General features: G+C 68.8%; 14 protein-coding genes. 2 read left to right on the top strand and 12 right to left on the bottom strand.

What is annotated here, in order from left to right; genetic code table 11:
- Positions 1-114: 114 nt before the first annotated feature.
- Entirely contained in the window at positions 115-1,047 is a 933-nt protein-coding gene (locus D456_RS0108900) for an SGNH/GDSL hydrolase family protein (protein WP_017575824.1), read from the bottom strand.
- A 205-nt stretch (positions 1,048-1,252) separates the two neighbouring features.
- Between D456_RS0108900 and radA the strand changes: the two genes are divergently transcribed.
- On the top strand, positions 1,253-2,626 hold the full coding sequence (gene radA / locus D456_RS0108895; RefSeq protein ID WP_040699024.1) for a DNA repair protein RadA: 1,374 nt from the start codon (positions 1,253-1,255) through the stop codon (positions 2,624-2,626).
- A 15-nt stretch (positions 2,627-2,641) separates the two neighbouring features.
- On the opposite strand, the gene D456_RS0108890 is transcribed toward radA, so the two are convergent.
- Both D456_RS0108890 and D456_RS0108885 read right to left on the bottom strand, forming a co-directional pair.
- Entirely contained in the window at positions 2,642-3,016 is a 375-nt protein-coding gene (locus D456_RS0108890) for an SSI family serine proteinase inhibitor (protein WP_017575822.1), read from the bottom strand.
- A gap of 112 nt (positions 3,017-3,128) precedes the next feature.
- The gene (locus tag D456_RS0108885) at positions 3,129-3,917 is read right to left on the bottom strand and encodes a hypothetical protein (RefSeq protein WP_040698976.1); all 789 of its coding nucleotides are present in this window, start codon (positions 3,915-3,917) and stop codon (positions 3,129-3,131) included.
- 63 nt (positions 3,918-3,980) lie between these two features.
- Between D456_RS0108885 and D456_RS0108880 the strand changes: the two genes are divergently transcribed.
- Entirely contained in the window at positions 3,981-4,856 is an 876-nt protein-coding gene (locus D456_RS0108880; RefSeq protein WP_017575820.1) for an HhH-GPD family protein, read from the top strand.
- A gap of 141 nt (positions 4,857-4,997) precedes the next feature.
- Here the strand turns inward: D456_RS0108880 and D456_RS23885 are convergent, their stop codons facing one another.
- The 9 genes from D456_RS23885 to D456_RS0108835 form a co-directional block, all read right to left on the bottom strand.
- Complete coding sequence (locus D456_RS23885) at positions 4,998-5,750, bottom strand: DUF3105 domain-containing protein (protein WP_017575819.1); 753 nt, start codon at positions 5,748-5,750, stop codon at positions 4,998-5,000.
- 122 nt (positions 5,751-5,872) lie between these two features.
- On the bottom strand, positions 5,873-8,383 hold the full coding sequence (locus tag D456_RS0108870; RefSeq protein ID WP_083904544.1) for an ATP-dependent Clp protease ATP-binding subunit: 2,511 nt from the start codon (positions 8,381-8,383) through the stop codon (positions 5,873-5,875).
- 673 nt (positions 8,384-9,056) lie between these two features.
- Entirely contained in the window at positions 9,057-9,392 is a 336-nt protein-coding gene (locus tag D456_RS0108865) for a histone-like nucleoid-structuring protein Lsr2 (protein WP_017575817.1), read from the bottom strand.
- 204 nt (positions 9,393-9,596) lie between these two features.
- A complete protein-coding gene (locus tag D456_RS0108860; RefSeq protein WP_026115705.1) occupies positions 9,597-9,875 on the bottom strand; it encodes a hypothetical protein in 279 nt (92 codons plus the stop codon).
- A gap of 356 nt (positions 9,876-10,231) precedes the next feature.
- On the bottom strand, positions 10,232-10,864 hold the full coding sequence (locus D456_RS0108855; protein ID WP_026115704.1) for an amino-acid N-acetyltransferase: 633 nt from the start codon (positions 10,862-10,864) through the stop codon (positions 10,232-10,234).
- A gap of 159 nt (positions 10,865-11,023) precedes the next feature.
- The gene (locus D456_RS0108850) at positions 11,024-11,347 is read right to left on the bottom strand and encodes a LuxR C-terminal-related transcriptional regulator (RefSeq protein ID WP_017575814.1); all 324 of its coding nucleotides are present in this window, start codon (positions 11,345-11,347) and stop codon (positions 11,024-11,026) included.
- A 599-nt stretch (positions 11,348-11,946) separates the two neighbouring features.
- The gene (gene lysX, locus D456_RS0108845) at positions 11,947-13,449 is read right to left on the bottom strand and encodes a bifunctional lysylphosphatidylglycerol synthetase/lysine--tRNA ligase LysX (protein WP_017575813.1); all 1,503 of its coding nucleotides are present in this window, start codon (positions 13,447-13,449) and stop codon (positions 11,947-11,949) included.
- Between the two features lie 56 nt (positions 13,450-13,505).
- On the bottom strand, positions 13,506-14,288 hold the full coding sequence (locus D456_RS0108840; RefSeq protein WP_017575812.1) for a type III pantothenate kinase: 783 nt from the start codon (positions 14,286-14,288) through the stop codon (positions 13,506-13,508).
- A gap of 65 nt (positions 14,289-14,353) precedes the next feature.
- Positions 14,354-16,981, bottom strand: coding sequence for an L-aspartate oxidase (locus tag D456_RS0108835; protein WP_017575811.1), 2,628 nt, complete (start codon positions 16,979-16,981; stop codon positions 14,354-14,356).
- Positions 16,982-17,002 lie beyond the last annotated feature (21 nt).

Genomic DNA, 17,002 nt, shown 5'->3' with positions numbered 1-17,002 from the left:
GGCTCAACACGAGCAAAAACCTGATTGGCTCCAGGCACACGAACCCCACATAAGGACACAAAAAGACCGCGCCCCGAAGGGAGCGCGGCCGAGCCTGATCAGGTCATGACCGGGTCAGGGAGCGGGCACCTCCAGGGCCTCTCCGATGAAGGCGGTCGTGGCCTCCATCCCCGCCCGGTTGGGGTGGACCGGAGCGGCGGAGTTCTCGGGGACCACACCTTCCACCCAACGCACGTCGGAGGGCTGGCAGGAGTCGTGACCGCGTTCGAAGACGTCCACGAAGGTCGCACCGTGCGCGGCGGCCTCCTCGGAGAGCATCGCATTGAGGTCGATCTGGGCCTGGTCCAGGTACGGCACGTCCCCGCTGGAGACCGGCACGGTGGGCCAGCAGCCCCCGCTCTCGGGCAGGATCTGCAGGTAACCCACGAACACCACGGTGGCGTTCGGGCTGCGTTCGGAGACGTCGTCGAACACACCGGAGATGTCGCTGCGCATGTTCTCGATGCGCTGGTCGAGCTCGTCCCCGTAGTAGTCGGAACACGGACTGCCGAAGGGATTGGTGACACTGCGCTTGGCGCACTCGATCAGCACGTCGGCGAACCCGAAGTCGTTACCGCCGATACCGATGGTGACCAGATCGGTCTCCGGGGTCAGGGCCTCCAGTTGGGCCGGCTGGTCGTGGAACTGGGCCTCGTAGAGGTCCTCCACGACCGCACCGGAACAGCTCACATCGACGAGCTCGCCGACACCGAGCTGTTCGGCGAGCATCTTGGGGTAGTTGGCGCCGGACTGCATGCAGCCCAGGAGCGGGGCCTGCTGCTGGACCACCAGGGGTCCGGCCGTGAAGGAGTCGCCGATCGCCACGTACTCCTCGAACGCCGCGGCCCCGGGGATCTCCCCGGTCGTATCGGCGGACTCGGCGGCGACGGGGGAGCCGGCCAGGGACAGCCCCAGCAGCGCGGCAGCGGGCAGGGCCACGCGGGCGGCCCAACGTCGCAGACGCCCGGGGGCGGGGGTGCGGGCCGACGTGTCGTCAGGACGGAACACGCGGGTCTCCTCTCCTGTGAGCGGGGGTGGATGGAGTGGGGGAGCGCGGTTCTTACGCCACCCCGACAGACCCTGGAGAATTCTTAACATAATTTTCATCTTCGGTCGCCTGCCTCGTAGGTAACTTTCATGTATCTCCGCTCGCGTGTCCGCCCTCCGGCGGACGGATCCGGTGGTGTCTGCCCGTGCCGATAACGTGGCGGACATGGCCAAAGCTGCGAAGTCGACGTTCCGGTGCACCGAATGCGGATGGTCCACCCTCAAATGGGTCGGCCGCTGCGGGGAATGCCAAGCCTGGGGCACCGTCGAGGAGGCCGGGGCACCCGCTCCCGCCTCCGTCGCACCTGCCCCGGTGAGCACCCGGGCCCGGCCCATCACCGAGATCAGCGTGGAGACCGCCGAGGCCGTACCCACCGGAGTGGACGAACTCGACCGTGTACTGGGCGGAGGCGCCGTGCCCGGCGGGGTCGTGCTGCTCGCCGGCGAGCCCGGTGTGGGCAAGTCGACCCTCCTGCTCGAGGTCGCCTCCATGCGCGCGCAGCAGGGGCCCGTCCTCTACATCACCGGAGAGGAGTCGGCCGGGCAGGTACGCCTGCGCGCCGAACGCCTGGACGCCTTGTCCGAGCAGCTCTACCTGGCCGCCGAGACCTCCATCGCCTCCCTGGTCAGCCACGTGGATGCGGTCGCGCCGCGCCTGCTCGTGGTCGACTCGGTGCAGACGATGGTCTCGCCCGAGGTCAGCGGCGTTCCGGGCGGAGTGACCCAGGTCCGTCAGGTCACCGGCGCCCTCATCCAGATCGCCAAGGAACGCGGCATCGCCACCGTGCTCGTCGGCCACGTGACCAAGGACGGCTCCATCGCCGGCCCGCGCCTGCTCGAACACCTGGTGGACGTGGTCCTGCAGTTCGAGGGCGAACGCCATTCCCAGCTACGGCTGCTGCGCGCGGTCAAGAACCGCTACGGCCCCACGGACGAGATCGGCTGCTTCGAGCTCACCGAGGACGGCATCGAGGGCCTGCCCGATCCCAGCGGCCTGTTCCTCACCGAGCGCACCGACCCGGTCTCCGGCACCTGCGTGACCGTGACCCTGGAGGGACAGCGTCCCCTCATCACCGAGATCCAGGCCCTCATCGCACCCACCCCGCTCCCGGCCCCGCGCCGGGCCACCTCGGGGCTGGACACCGGACGGGTGAACATGATCCTCGCGGTCCTGGAAAAGCGCTCCGGGATGAAACTCGCCAACATGGACGTGTACACCTCGACCGTGGGCGGTGTGCGCCTGGCCGAACCGGCCGTGGACCTGGCCCTGGCGATCGCCGCGGGCAGCTCCTTCAACGACAAGTCCCTGCCCTCCGGGTTCGTTGCCATCGGGGAGGTGGGCCTGGCCGGGGACGTGCGGGCGGTGACCGGGGTGCGCCGCCGGGTCGCCGAGGCACAGCGTCTGGGCTTCACCCTGGCGGTGGTGCCCAAGGGCTTCGGTGAACCGGTCCCCGGGATCGAGACCCACGAGGTCGAGGAGCTCAGCGAGGCCCTCACCCACGTGGCCAAACACCCGAAGCGGCGCCCGGCCGAGGGGTGACCGGGCCGCCGTCCCTCAGAAATCGAAGACCGCGCCCTTGGCCAGTCCGAGCTGACAGGGGTTGCCGAAGGTCTCGGAGTACTCCTCTGCGCCCATGGCCTCGACCGTGACGGGGTTGTACTCCATCGTGCAGAAACCCTCGCCGGCGGGGATCTGCTCGATCGTCCCGGCCTCGGCGAGCAGATCGCAGGCCTCCTCGGCGTTGGGGTGGGTTCCGCCCGCGGGGTCGCAGTCGAGGCTGACCTGGCGCTGCTCACCGGAGTTGTCGAACTCCATGGTGAGCACGTAGTCGGCGTCGGTGCGGGCCGCCGACGCCGGAGCAGCGAGGCCGACCGCACAGGCGGCCGCTGCGGTACAGGCGAGGACAGGTCCGAGGATGCTGCGCTGCACGATGACTCCAGAGACGTGTGGGAATCAGTGGACAGCACACATAGTAACCAGGTAAGTACTTGTCGTGCCGGAGTTCGGGACAACCGGTACCCGGCACGGAGGCCGGGCCCGATCAGCCGATACGGAAACGCAGGTCGTCGGCGCCACCGCTGTAGGTCCCGCCGAGCTCGGCGTGGTACCAACCGCTGCCGACGGCCGATGCGGTGCCCCGGCAGTCGGAGAAGGAACGCTCACGCGCCCAGTCGATGACGTAGCGGTGCGTGCGGCCGTGGTCGAGCTGACGCTCGTCGCTCGTGTCGCCCTTGCGGCAGTGGGACGTGGAGTAGACCGAGTCCTGGCCGGAGGTGATCACCATCTCCAGTGCCTCGGGGCCGACGTCGACGGTGCAGGTCTGCTCCCCGGTGTTGACGGCCTCGACGACGAAGGAAGGGTTCACCCCGGCGGGGTACTGCTGCTCCTCGCCCTTCTTCTCCTCGAAGTCGAAACTGACGACGACGTCCTGGGGACGGCAGGGGTCCTCGGCGCTCTCGGGGGCGGCTATTTCGGAGCCGCCTGCCTCACCGCTGCCACCGTCGGGGCCGCCGTCGCCGTCGCCGTCCGCTTCCTCCCCGCCGCCTTCGGCGTCCTCAGCGGGTTCCTCGGAGGGGGAAGGGTCCTCGGTGGGCTCGGTCTCCTCTTCGTCGTTCCCGCTCTCGCTGTCCTCCTCCGGTGGGACACTGGGAGAGGCCTCGGTGTCACCGCCCGCCCCGGCCTGGTTCTGCTGCCCCTCCTCGCCTGCCGAGGGCGAGCAGGCATAAGCCAGGACAGCGATCACCGCCAGGAAGGCCGCCAACACCAGGGCGCGCCGCTTCCAGTAGGTCTCGCGACTGACAGCTCCTGGGTGTCCGGTACTTGACGCCATGGGCCGTAGTATTGCGTTTTTGCGCGCCACTCACCTACCCAACCCGCCGAATTCCCATAAAAGATGAGCGACAACCCTTACAGCACAGCGGTTCTGGCGTGGTACGAGACCAACGCCCGCGACCTGCCCTGGCGTGCCCCCGATGCTTCGCCGTGGTCGATCCTCGTCAGCGAGATCATGCTCCAGCAGACCCCGGTCGTCCGGGTCCTGCCTGCCTGGCAGGCCTGGATGGAACGGTGGCCCACCCCCGCTGACCTGGCCGAAGAGCCCTCGGGTGAGGCCGTACGCATGTGGAACCGGCTCGGCTACCCGCGCCGCGCGTTGCGCCTGCACGCGTGCGCGGTGGCCATCACCGAGGAACACGGCGGTGAGGTACCCAGCGACCACGCGACCCTGCTGGCGCTCCCGGGGGTGGGTTCCTACACCGCCGCGGCCGTTGCGAGCTTCGCTTTCGGACAGCGCCACGCCGTTCTGGACACCAACGTGCGCCGGGTCCTGGCCCGCGCCGAAACCGGGATCGAGTACCCGCCGAAAACCCAGACCAAGGGCGAGGTCGCGCTGGCCGAGTCGCTCGTGCCCGGGCCGCCGTCGGTCGCCGCGCGCTGGGCCGTGGGGGTCATGGAGCTGGGCGCGTTGGTGTGCACCGCACGTTCGCCCAAGTGCGCGGACTGCCCCATCGCCGGCCAGTGCGCATGGCGGCTGGCCGGCAAACCGGCCCACGACGGGCCGCCCCGGCGCGCACAGACCTATGCCGGCACCGACCGCCAGGTACGCGGCCGCCTGCTGGCTGTGTTGCGTGAGGCCGAGCACCCGGTGCCCAAGGACGCACTGGACGCGGTCTGGGACGACGGGGTCCAGCGCGAGCGCGCTCTGGACGGTCTGGTCTCCGACGGGCTCGTCGACCCGTTGGACGACGGACGCTTCGCGCTGCCCGGCTGAGGCCCCGCCGGGGCCCGCTCGGGCCCGCTCACGGGCTGCCCGGTACCGGTCCGGCCGCTGTCGGTGCGCCCGGAGCGCTACGGGCCGGTGTCGGCGTACCCCGGGCCACTACCGGCAGGGCCCACTCGTCCCGCTCCCCGCTCAGCCGTGCTCCTCCACCAAGGCCTCGAGCTGTTCACCGTCGTCCTGGAACTCGGCCTCGGTCCCGGAGTAGGCACCACTGCACGGACCGCCGTGTTCGGGGGTGGTGACCCCGCGGTCGAACTCGCGCAGGAACTCCTCCAACACCGGGTCCGCAGGGTCTTCCAAGGCCACCTGCGCGCCCCAGGCCGAAGCGACGACGGGCGCGGGCAGGTTCTCCATCGGACTGACCAGGACGAAGTCACCCGGGTTGTAGTACGCCGCCAGTGTCTCGACCTCGTCGGGTTCCAGTACCGCCTCGTCATAGGTGATCCAGACCGCGCCGTGCTCCTGGGAGTGCACACCCAGCTCCGTTCGGACGGGTTCCTCGTAGACACCGCAGTCCTGCCAGATGTCGTAGTGGTCGCCGCCCACGGGCGGGTGCAGCCCGTACTCCACCTCCGTCCCGACCTCCACGTGCGAGGCCGAGGGGGCGCCGAAACGTTGCACGACCCCGATCTCGTCGGGGTCCACGGGGCCGGCCGAACGGTTCACGTCGGCGATGTCGGCGCCGCCCGCCGCATTCTGGCCCTGGGAGCCGAACAGGACGTTGCATCCCACCGCTCCCCCAGCGACCACCAGGCCGGTGACGAGCAGACCGACGGCGAAACCCCAACCGTTGCCGGAGGCGGGCCGGCGCGGGGCCGGGCGTGCGCCGTCCTGTCGTGGTTCCGGTGCGGGACCGGAGCCCCGGGGGGAAGGATCATCAGTCACGTGGGAACCCTAGCCCCCGCTCGAACGCTCCGCCAGGGCCGCCATGCCCCCGAACACACGCCGCGGGGGCGCCCCGTGAGGGACGCCCCCGCGCCAGGACCGGTCACGACCGGTACGTGTGGTTACTCGCCGGTGCCGGCGGCCGACTCCTCGACCTCCGGTGTGTCCGGGACGTTGGACGGCTTCGGAACGCCCTTGAAGGTGAAGGTCGCGTCGGAGCCCTCGCCCTCGGCGTCGATCACGACGATCTGGCCGGCCTTGACGTCGCCGAAGAGGATCTTCTCGGAGAGCTGGTCCTCGACGTCCCGCTGGATCGTGCGGCGCAGCGGCCGCGCGCCCAGGACCGGGTCGAACCCGCGCTCGGAGAGCACCTCCTTGGCCTTCGGCCTCAGCTCGATGCCCATGTCCCTCTCCTTGAGGCGGGCGTCGAGACCGGAGATCATCAGGTCGACGATCTCGAAGATCTCCCTCTGGGTCAGCTGGTGGAAGACGATGACGTCGTCCACACGGTTGAGGAACTCCGGCCGGAAGCTGTTCTTGAGCTCCTCGTTGACCTTGGACTTCATCCGCTCGTAGTTGGTGCCGGCGTCGTCCTCCTTGGCGAAGCCCATGGCCACACCCTTGGAGATGTCCCGCGTACCCAGGTTGGTGGTCATGATGATGACCGTGTTCTTGAAGTCGACGTTGCGACCCTGGGCATCGGTCAGACGACCCTCCTCCAACACCTGGAGCAGGGAGTTGAAGATGTCGGTGTGAGCCTTCTCGATCTCGTCGAAGAGGATCACGGAGAACGGCTTGCGGCGCACCTTCTCGGTGAGCTGGCCGCCCTCCTCGTAACCGACGTAGCCGGGCGGGGAACCGAACAGCCGCGAGACCGTGTGCTTCTCCATGAACTCGGACATGTCGAGCTGGATCAGCGATTCCTCGTCCCCGAACAGGAACTCGGCCAGGGTCTTGGACAGCTCGGTCTTACCGACACCGGACGGGCCGGCGAAGATGAACGAACCACCCGGGCGCTTGGGGTCCTTCAGACCGGCGCGGGTACGGCGGATCGCCTGGGAGAGCGCCTTGATGGCGTCCTCCTGGCCGATGACCCGCTTGTGCAGCTCGTCCTCCATGCGCAGCAGCCGGGAGCTCTCCTCCTCGGTGAGCCTGAAGACCGGGATACCGGTGGAGGCGGCCAGGACCTCGGCAATGAGCTCCTCGTCGACCTCGGCCACGACGTCCATGTCGCCGGCCTTCCACTCCTTCTCCCGCTGCGCCTTCTTGTTCAGCAGCTGCTTCTCGTCGTCGCGCAACGACGCGGCCTTCTCGAAGTCCTGCGCGTCGATCGCCGATTCCTTCTCCAAGCGCACGTCGGCGATCTTGTCGTCGAACTCGCGCAGGTCCGGCGGAGCGGTCATCCGGCGGATACGCATCCGCGAACCGGCCTCGTCGATGAGGTCGATGGCCTTGTCCGGCAGGTAGCGGTCGCTGATGTAGCGGTCCGCCATCTGCGCCGCGGCCGCCAGGGCCTCGTCGGTGATGGAGACCCGGTGGTGGGCCTCGTACCGGTCGCGCAGCCCCTTGAGGATCTCGACGGCGTGCTCGGTGGAGGGCTCGTCGACCTGGATCGGCTGGAAACGCCGCTCCAGGGCCGCATCCTTCTCCAGGTACTTGCGGTACTCGTCGAGCGTGGTCGCACCGATGGTCTGCAGCTCACCCCGGGCCAGCATGGGCTTCAGGATGGAAGCGGCGTCTATGGCACCTTCCGCCGCCCCTGCGCCGACCAGCGTGTGCAGCTCGTCGATGAACAGGATGATGTCGCCGCGCGTGCGGATCTCCTTGAGGACCTTCTTCAGCCGCTCCTCGAAGTCACCGCGGTAGCGGCTGCCGGCCACGAGAGCGCCCAGGTCCAGCGTGTACAGCTGCTTGTCCTTGAGCGTCTCGGGGATCTCGCCCTTGGTGATCTTGAGTGCCAGGCCCTCGACAACGGCGGTCTTACCGACACCGGGCTCACCGATGAGCACCGGGTTGTTCTTGGTCCGCCGCGACAGGACCTGCATGACCCGCTCGATCTCCTGGTCCCGACCGATGACCGGGTCGAGCTTGCTCTCCCGGGCGGCCTGGGTCAGGTTCCGACCGAACTGGTCGAGAACGAGGGAGGTGGAAGGGGTGGACTCGGAGGAGGCGCCCGAAGTCTGGGCCTCCTTGCCCTGGTATCCGTGCAGGAGCTGGATGACCTGCTGGCGCACGCGGTTGAGGTCCGCGCCGAGCTTGACCAGCACCTGGGCGGCCACGCCTTCGCCCTCACGGATCAGACCGAGCAGGATGTGCTCGGTCCCGATGTAATTGTGGCCCAACTGGAGTGCCTCGCGAAGCGACAGCTCCAGGACCTTCTTGGCGCGCGGTGTGAAGGGGATGTGACCCGACGGCGCCTGCTGGCCCTGGCCGATGATCTCCTCGACCTGCTGCCGAACCGCTTCGAGGCTGATGCCGAGGCTCTCCAGGGCCTTGGCGGCGACGCCCTCACCCTCGTGGATGAGGCCGAGCAGGATGTGCTCCGTACCGATGTAGTTGTGGTTGAGCATCCTGGCTTCTTCCTGAGCCAGGACCACCACTCGCCGCGCGCGGTCGGTAAACCTCTCGAACATGTCTCGTCGCTCCTCTACAGAGCGGTCAGGCAGGGACGGTGTTTGCCGACCCAACTCTTCCGCATATCGGCCCCACAGGGATAACCGCCCCGGGGAGCTCTGCCGCACCCGTCCGTGGCCGGACGACAGGCCCGCCGACCAAGACGGACGCCTCCGCAAGGCCGGCCGCAGCCGCCCGTGCCAGAGACTTTCCCCGACGATAGGGCGTTCACCCAACATCCAACTACCAATTGCCTCGTCAGATTTCGGTGTACGCCGAAGGCGAACGGCCCGGAGACCTCCGACCTTCACGGGGTCTCCGGGCCGCACCTGTGCACGCCGAATTAATCTGCTGAGAGCGAACAGACCGCGCTGCTCGAAGACGATAGGAGTCTGACCGGAATCTTGTGGTACAAGCAGCCGCAAGTCCGGGAAGGCACCTGCGGGAGGCCCTGCGAACCGGCCGCTCGCGGGAGTGCGCGGCTGCGCCTTCCGCATGCCGCGCTCCACTGAAGAATTTTCGGTTCGGACCGCGTCGCCCCCCGGCACCCACGGCCCAGAGTTATCCCCTGCATCCCCGTGTCACAGGGCCTTTCGTTCACGGCCCCGGGATGTGCGCCCATGCCCCTCGCGCCCACCGGCGCCATTCATCAAGAAGTGACAACATTTCGGCGAACCGAGGCTACCGGCAAAGCTATCCCTTGACCGCCTCATATTCGGCGACGATCGCAGCGGGGATACGGCCACGCTCATTGACGGGCTTCCCCGCAGCCTTGGCCCAAGCGCGAATCTCGGCGCTGCGCTCGCGGCTGGGAGTATTGCGGCTGCTCTTCTTCGCTCCGCGGCCGGTCTTGGCCGGTGCCTTGCGGGCCACCTCGACGAAGGAGCCGAGGGCTTCACGGAGCTTGGCGGCATTACCCGCACTGAGGTCGATTTCGTACATCGAGCCGTCGAGCCCGAACGTCACCGTCTCCTCGGCCTCGCCGCCGTCGAGGTCGTCGACCAGGAAAACCTGGACCTTCTGTGCCATGGAATCAAACCTTTCAGAAGCGCGGTGTCTCCACACCTGAATATAAAGCTATCTCGGAAGAACGCAGAAGACAATTCCCGGCGTGCCAGAAATCATCATGACTTGGCCCCGAGGTTTCGGAGGGGCGCACCACGGCGGCACGACGGGCCCCATACGCAGCTCACCTGCGGACCGAGTCCCGGACGGGGTCGACCGGTTACCGTATCAACGCCCGTCGGAATCCGCGCGTTCCCCGTCCCCGGCATTAGATGCCTCGTTCGCCGTGGCGGCATCTCCGGACTCGGCAGCGTCTCGATCGCTCTCATCACCGGAGTCGGTTCCCTTGCCGACCAGGCTTCCGTCACTCCGCCGCGGAGCCATCTCGTTCCGCAGGATCTTGATGATGAAGAAGCAGAAGGTGCCACCGACCACCACCGGCGGGAGCAACGCCGACAATACATCGATGAGACCAGGGGGAAGCAGTGATGAGAAAAAGTCACCCATCGAAGCGGCCCGCCCTTCCCGGTTGTCACTTATCGCAGCAAATACCCGACCGAGGGTCGGGGCACTCCTGGGGGGCCGACGCCGACGAGCCGGGCAAACCATGACCCGAGACGCTCGGTCCGGCCGATCCCTGGTTTGTCATCGGACGCACCGGACTCCGCCCCCGGCGAACCCGATCACCGTCAATGTCCGGTCGTGTACCCGCTCAACGGCGGGCAGGGCCGGTCTCCATGATCGGCCTTCCCGAAATACACGGGTCCGGCCACGGGCGGTGAACTCGAGTGCCTGTCGGCACCACCGGCGAACGCAGGACCACATTACCCGCCCTCTTCCGCCCCGATACCACCCGGTGGTGATTAGCGATCGTCCGTCCGGTGCGGGGCCTGGTCGAGGTGCACGAGCATCCTGGTGTTCCCGAGTGTGTTGGGTTTGACGCGCTCGAGGTCGAGGAATTCGGCCACGCCCTCGTCATAGGAACGGAGCAGTTCCTCGTAGACACGGCCCTGTACGGGGGTCCCCCGGATCGGTGAGAACCCGTGTGCGGCGAAGAATCCTGTCTCGAATGTCAGGCAGAACACACGGCTCACTCCGAGCTCTCTCGCGGTGTCCAAGAGGACGGAGACGATGCGGTGCCCCACGCCGAAACCGCGCAGTGTGGGGTCCACGGCGACGGTACGGACCTCCGCCAGGTCCTCCCAGAGCACATGGAGGGCGCCGCAACCCACGACGCGGCGTTCGGTCCGGGGGGCCGCACGCCGCTCACCGGGCCCGCCGGCCCCCTGCCCGTGTGAGGCCTCCGGGGCGTCGGCGGGGAGATCTCCGGGGGCCTCCTCGGCCTCGGCGATCCAGAACTCCTGTATGTCCTCGTAGAGGTTGACGGTGCTCTTGGTCAGCACACGGCGGTCGGCGGTGTAGGTGTCGACGAGCCGGCGGATGTGGACCACATCGCTCGTGCGCGCACGGCGCACCTGAACATGACGAACGGGCATAGCCGGACCAGACTATGCCCCCGGCGGCCTCCGTTCCCACCGGTGCGCCCTGCCGCTCTCGGGGCGGCAGGCGCAGACTCTCGGCGGACGGTACGCAGCGGGCGTGCAGCGGTTCCGGATATGCCCGTGGCTCGGTCCCGGCCCCGTGCCGGGACCGCATCAGATCAACTGACGCCGCGCGGCCCACACGACCGCTTCGATGGGCGTGTTCACTCCGAGCACGTCGCAGATGTTGCGGATGCGACGGCGCAACGTACGGGCGCTCAGCTCCAGATGCCGGGCGGCCACCTCGGTGGTCACCCCGGTGGCGATCTCGGCCAGCAGTTCCAGTTCCTCGCGGTTCAGTTCGACCGGGGTGTAGGTACTGCTCAGCGCGGTTTCGCTCGTCCGGGCCTGGAGAGGCACCACGTTCTCTCGGTGCTCCCGGGGCGCGGGAGCCTCCTGGTCCTCTGCAGTACGTCGTACGAGTGTGGCCTGTTCCACTCCGTCCTCCCTCATCCATGTGAGTGCGGAACAACAACTCGTCACCTGTGTGGATGCCGACGGGCTCGGTCCGGTTCTGTCCACCGGCTCGCACCCGGACCACCGTTCCTCTGGCACAGGGCAGGTGAGCTGGATGCGGGCACGACGGAGCCCGTACACCCCGTGGCCGTGAACTGGGACGGTCAGCTCACAAGTAGGGGCGTTCGGCGTGCACGAGTCCGGGAAGGACACTGACCCGGCCCGGGGCTCGTCCACCGTCGGTCTTTTTCCACTTAGGCAATCGAGCGGACCGAAGTCCGCCAATCAGCACGCTAGGCCGAGGAGTTCCGACCGTCAAGACCCGATAAATTACCATGTGTGTCCAGGTCAAGACGTTGCGTTACACCCGGGGTGGAGAAAACGACCAGCGCCGATGGTGACCTGCGTGAATAATCTTCATTCACCGGCGGGGGCCACGTATACCCCATGACCGGGAAAAATGACGAACTGGCCCCGGGGACACCCTGCTCTGACCACGGGGCGAGACAGCAGGGCCGAAAAGTGAGATGCCACCGTGTGGCACCCGACACGTCCCCGGGGCGGTCGTCCGTACGCCGTTCTCAGTCCCCGTCGGGCTTGACGATCGGGAAGAGGACGGTCTCACGGATGTTCTTGCCGGTGAAGGCCATGAGCAGCCGGTCGATGCCCACGCCCACACCGCCGGAGGGCGGCATCCCGTACTCCAGCGCACGCAGGAAGTCCTCGTCGAGCTGCATCGCCTCTGGGTCGCCCTCGGCCGCCATCATCGACTGCTCGGTGAGACGGCGGCGCTGCTCGACCGGGTCGACCAGCTCGGAATAGCCGGTGCCCATCTCCATGCCGAAACCGATGAGGTCCCACTTCTCGGTGAGCAGCGGGTCCTCGCGGTGCTGACGGGTGAGCGGGCTGGTCTCGACCGGGTAGTCGCGCACGAACGTGGGCTGCATGATCGTGTGCTCGACCAGCTCCTCGAAGACGTGCTCGACGAGCTTGCCCTGGCCCCAGGCAGGGTCGAACTCCACGCCCTCGGCCTCGGCCAGCCGCTGGACCTCCTCGACCGGTGTACGCGGGTCCACCTCGGCGCCCAGCGCCTCGGAGACGGCTCCGTACAGAGTGACCTGTGGCCACTGTCCACTCAGGTCGTAGACGACCCCGTCGCGCTCGATCTCGGCCGAGCCGAACGCGGCCCGGGCGGCCTCCTGGATGATGTCGCGGGTCACGTCCGCCATCACGTTGTAATCGGCGTAGGCCTGGTAGAACTCCAACATCGTGAACTCGGGGTTGTGCGTGGAGTCCGCTCCCTCGTTCCGGAAGTTCCGGTTGACCTCGAAGACCTTCTCCAGGCCGCCCACGACCAGGCGCTTGAGGGACAGTTCCGGCGCGATGCGCAGGTAGAGGTCCATGTCGTAGGCGTTGATGTGGGTGGTGAAGGGGCGCGCCGTGGCACCACCGTGCACCCCCATGAGCATGGGGGTCTCGACCTCGATGAAGTCACGGGTGTTGAGCCCCTCCCGGATCGCACGGATGGCGGCCGAGCGGCGGCGCACCATTTCCTGCGACTCGGGGTTGACGATGAGGTCGACGTAGCGTTGGCGCACCCGGGCCTCGGGGTCGGTCAGGCCCTTGTGCTTCTCCGGGAGCGGACGCAGGCACTTGGCCGTCAGCCTCCAGGACTCGACCATGATCGACAGCTCGCCGCGGCGGGAGGTGATGACCTCGCCCTCCACGCCGACGTGGTCGCCGAGGTCGATGTCGGCCTTCCAGGCGTCCAGACGCTCCTTGCCGACCTTGTCCAGGGACAACATGATCTGGATGTCGCCGCTCTCGTCGCGCAGGGTGGCGAAGCAGAGCTTGCCTCCGGTGCGGTAGAGCATGACACGTCCGGCGATCGCGACATGGACACCGGTGCCCGTGTCGGCCTCCAGGCCCTGGTGTTTGTCACGCACGGTGCCGATCGACGTGTCACGGGGGAAAGTCACAGGGAAGGGGTCGGTGCCCTCCTCCCGTAGACGGTCCAGCTTCTGCCGCCGGACACGCATCTGTTCGGGCAGGTCGTCGTAGGTGTCATCGTGCGCGTCATTCACGCGCACGATCCTACCGGCGTTCCGGGCCCCGGCCGACCGGGGCCGCCGGAGCCGGCTCAGGAGGAGTTGCGTTCGAAGACCAGGCGCAGTCCGATGAGCGTGAGCCAGGGTTCGTGGACGTCCACGGTCTCGCACTCCCCCACGACCGTGCCGGCGAGGCCCCCGGTGGCCACCACGGTGACGTTGTCGGGGTTGTCGGAGAGCTCGGTGACCATACGGTCGACGATCCCGTCCACCTGTCCGGCGAACCCGTAGACGATGCCCGAGCGCAGCGCCTCGGTGGTGTTCTTGGCGATCGCCGCACGCGGACGCACGATCTCGACCATGTGGAGTTGGGCGCCCCGCTGGGAGAGGGCGTCCACGGAGATGTCGATACCCGGAGCGATGGCACCGCCCACGTACTCACCCTTGCTGCTCACCGCGTCGAAGGTGGTGGCCGTGCCGAAGTCGGCGACCACGCTCGGGCCGCCGTAGAGGTGGCCGGCGGCCAGGGCGTTGACGATCCGGTCGCTGCCGACCTCCTTGGGGTTGTCCATCCGGATCGGCACCCCGGTGCGCACACCCGGTTCGACGATGACCGCAGGCACGTCCCCGAACGCGCGCCGGAACATCTCCCGCATCTCGTGCTGGACCGAGGGCACCGAACAGCACAGGGCGATACCGTCGATGCCGTCGGGGCCGGTCATGGCACTTCCGGCCACGAGCCCGTTGAGCACCACCGCCCACTCGTCGGCGGTGCGGCGGGTGTCGGTGCCCACTCTCCAGTGTTCGACGAGCTCTTCGGCGTCGAAGAGGCCGAGGACCGTCTCGGAGTTGCCGACGTCGATCGCGAGCAGCATTCTGTGGACCCTCATCCGTGGTCGAAGTGACGTGTTTCCCAGGAATCTTCCACCAACAGGACCCCTCAGGCCAGGTCCAGGGCGATGTCCAGCGCGGGACTGGAGTGCGTCAGACCTCCGACGGCGAGGAGGTCCACACCGGTGGCGGCGACCTCGGCGGCCACGTCCAGGGTCAGGCCCCCGGACGCTTCCAGGAGAGCGCGGCCGTCGACGAGTTCCACGGCCTTGCGCAGGTCGGCGGGGGCGAAGTTGTCCAGGAGGATCTCCTCGGAACCGGCCTGGAGGGCCTCCTCGACCTGGTCGATACGGTCGACCTCGACCTCCAGGGGGAGGTCGGGGAAACGCTCGCGGATCGCGCGCACGGCCGCACCGACGCCTCCGGCTGCCACGACGTGGTTGTCCTTGACGAGGCCGGCGTCGCTGAGGCCGTACCGGTGGTTGATGCCTCCACCGCAGCGTACGGCGTACTTGTCCAGGGCACGCAGGCCGGGGCGGGTCTTGCGGCTGTCGCGCACGCGTGCCCCGGTCCCGGCCACGGCGTCGACCCAGCGTCGGGTGGCGGTGGCGGTACCGGACATGTGGGTGAGCAGGTTGAGGGCGGTGCGCTCGGCGGTGAGCAGGTCACGGGTGCGTGCGGTGACGGTCATGAGGACGTCGCCGCGGCGGACCCGGTCGCCGTCGGAGGCACGGCGCCCAACCTCCACCGCACCGTCGGCCACGAGCCAGAACACCAGTTCGGCGAGGGCGAGCCCGCTGACGGTGCCGTCGGCGCGGGCGGCCACGTGACCGGTGCGGACCTGGTCGGCGGGGATGGTGGCCACGGTCGTCACGTCGATACCGGGTCCGGCGGTGAGGTCCTCGGCCAAGGCACGGCGGACCAGGTCCAGGTGGGACCGGTGGGGCGCTGTCCAGGGCAGCGCGAAGTCGGCCCGGGCGCCGGGGTCGCGGTCGGCTGCGGCCAGAGGGAAGGCGATCGTGTCGAGCTCGGCGCGGAGGGCGGGTGGCAGGGAGGGGGAGCGGTCCTCGAGTGCGGTCACAGTGGTGTCGCCTTCCAGTCGGACGATGACGGCGGTCGAACGCAGGTCGGGGCGCGGGTCGGGATGGTCGGTGCGCTGGTGGGACCCCCGGCTCTCGGTGCGGTGCAGGGCGGCCGAGGCCACCATGCGTGCCACGGTGAGCAGGTTGGCGGCTTCCCAGGAAGCCGTGTCGGGCACGACGGGGGCCCTCCGGTGGGCGAGGGTGTCGAGTTCGCGCACCAGCTCGGTGAGGCCTTCCCCCGTGCGCAGGACCCCCGCATGGGCGGACATGAGGGCGCGGACACGCGGGACCAGAGCAGGGTCGGTGAGCGGGAGCCGTTCGGGGTCGGGGCCGGTGTCGGTGGCGGCAGAGGTGGTGCCGGCGGGCGCCCTGCCGCCGGTGTGTTCCTCGACCAGGCGTGCGGCGGCCCGGTCGGCCTGCACCAGACCTTCCAGCAGGGAGTTGGACGCCAAGCGGTTGGCGCCGTGCACGCCGGTGCGGGAGACCTCCCCCACGGCCCACAGCCCCGGCACCGAGGTCCGGCCGTCCACGTCGACCTCCACCCCGCCGGAGCCGTAGTGGGCGGCCGGGGCGACCGGCAGCGGGTGTTCCAGTGGATCGATGCCGTGTTCGCGGCAGGAGGCGAGGATCGTGGGGAAACGCCGTTCCCAGGTATCCCGGCCGAAGTGGCGGGTCTCCAGGTACACGTGGTCGGTACCCTCCTCGACCATGGCACGGGCGATGGTGCGTGCCACGACGTCGCGCGGCGCCAGGTCGCCGAGTTCGTGCACCCCCTCCATGATGCTGCGCCCCCCGGCGTCGACGAGGCGGGCGCCCTCGCCTCGCAGGGCCTCCGAGATCAGGGGCTGGCGCCCGTTCGCATCGGGGCCCAGCCACAGAACGGTGGGGTGGAACTGGACGAACTCCAGGTCGCGTAGGCGTGCCCCCGCGCGGGCGGCCAGGGCGAGACCGTCACCGGTGGAGACGGACGGGTTCGTGGTCGAGGAGAAGACCTGCCCCATCCCTCCGCTGGCCAGGACCACCGCCGGGGCGTGGACCGCGCCCACACCGCCGTGTTCGCCCTCGCCCATGACGTGGAGCGTCACACCTCCGACGGCCCCCGTCGCGGGGTCGCGCAGCACGTCGAGGGCCACGGCGTGCTCGATCGTCTCGATGCGTTCCTCGGCGCGGGCGGTATCGACGAGGGCCCGCTGGATCTCGGCCCCGGTCGCGTCACCTCCGGCGTGGGCGATGCGGTCGGTCCGGTGCCCGCCCTCCCGGGTCAGGGAGAGCTCCCCGGACTCGGAGCGGTCGAATTCGGCACCCAGGCCGATGAGCCTGCGCAGGGCATCGGCTCCCTCGGTGGCGAGTACGTGCACGGCGAGGGGATCACACAGTCCCGCCCCGGCGAGGTGGGTGTCGACCATGTGGGCGACGGGGCTGTCACCGGGGGCCGTGGCCGCGGCGATCCCGCCTTGGGCGTAGGCGGTGGAGCCGTGGGAGAGCCGGTCCTTGGTCACGAGCACGACCCGGCCGTGACCGGATCGCCGGGTGTACTCCAGGGCGGTGCTCAGACCGGCGATGCCCGATCCGACGACGACGATGTCGGCACCGACGGACCACCCGGGGTCAGGGGCGTCGAGACGGGCGGGGCGGGGCGGCGTCGGTGCGTTCATCAGCCTCTCTCGGTAAGGGGG

Origin of the sequence: Nocardiopsis kunsanensis DSM 44524 (assembly GCF_000340965.1) — a bacterium.
Taxonomy (GTDB): Bacteria; Actinomycetota; Actinomycetes; order Streptosporangiales; family Streptosporangiaceae; genus Nocardiopsis; species Nocardiopsis kunsanensis.
Note: the sequence above shows the minus strand (reverse complement) of the source record. Positions and strands in the feature narration are given on the sequence as shown.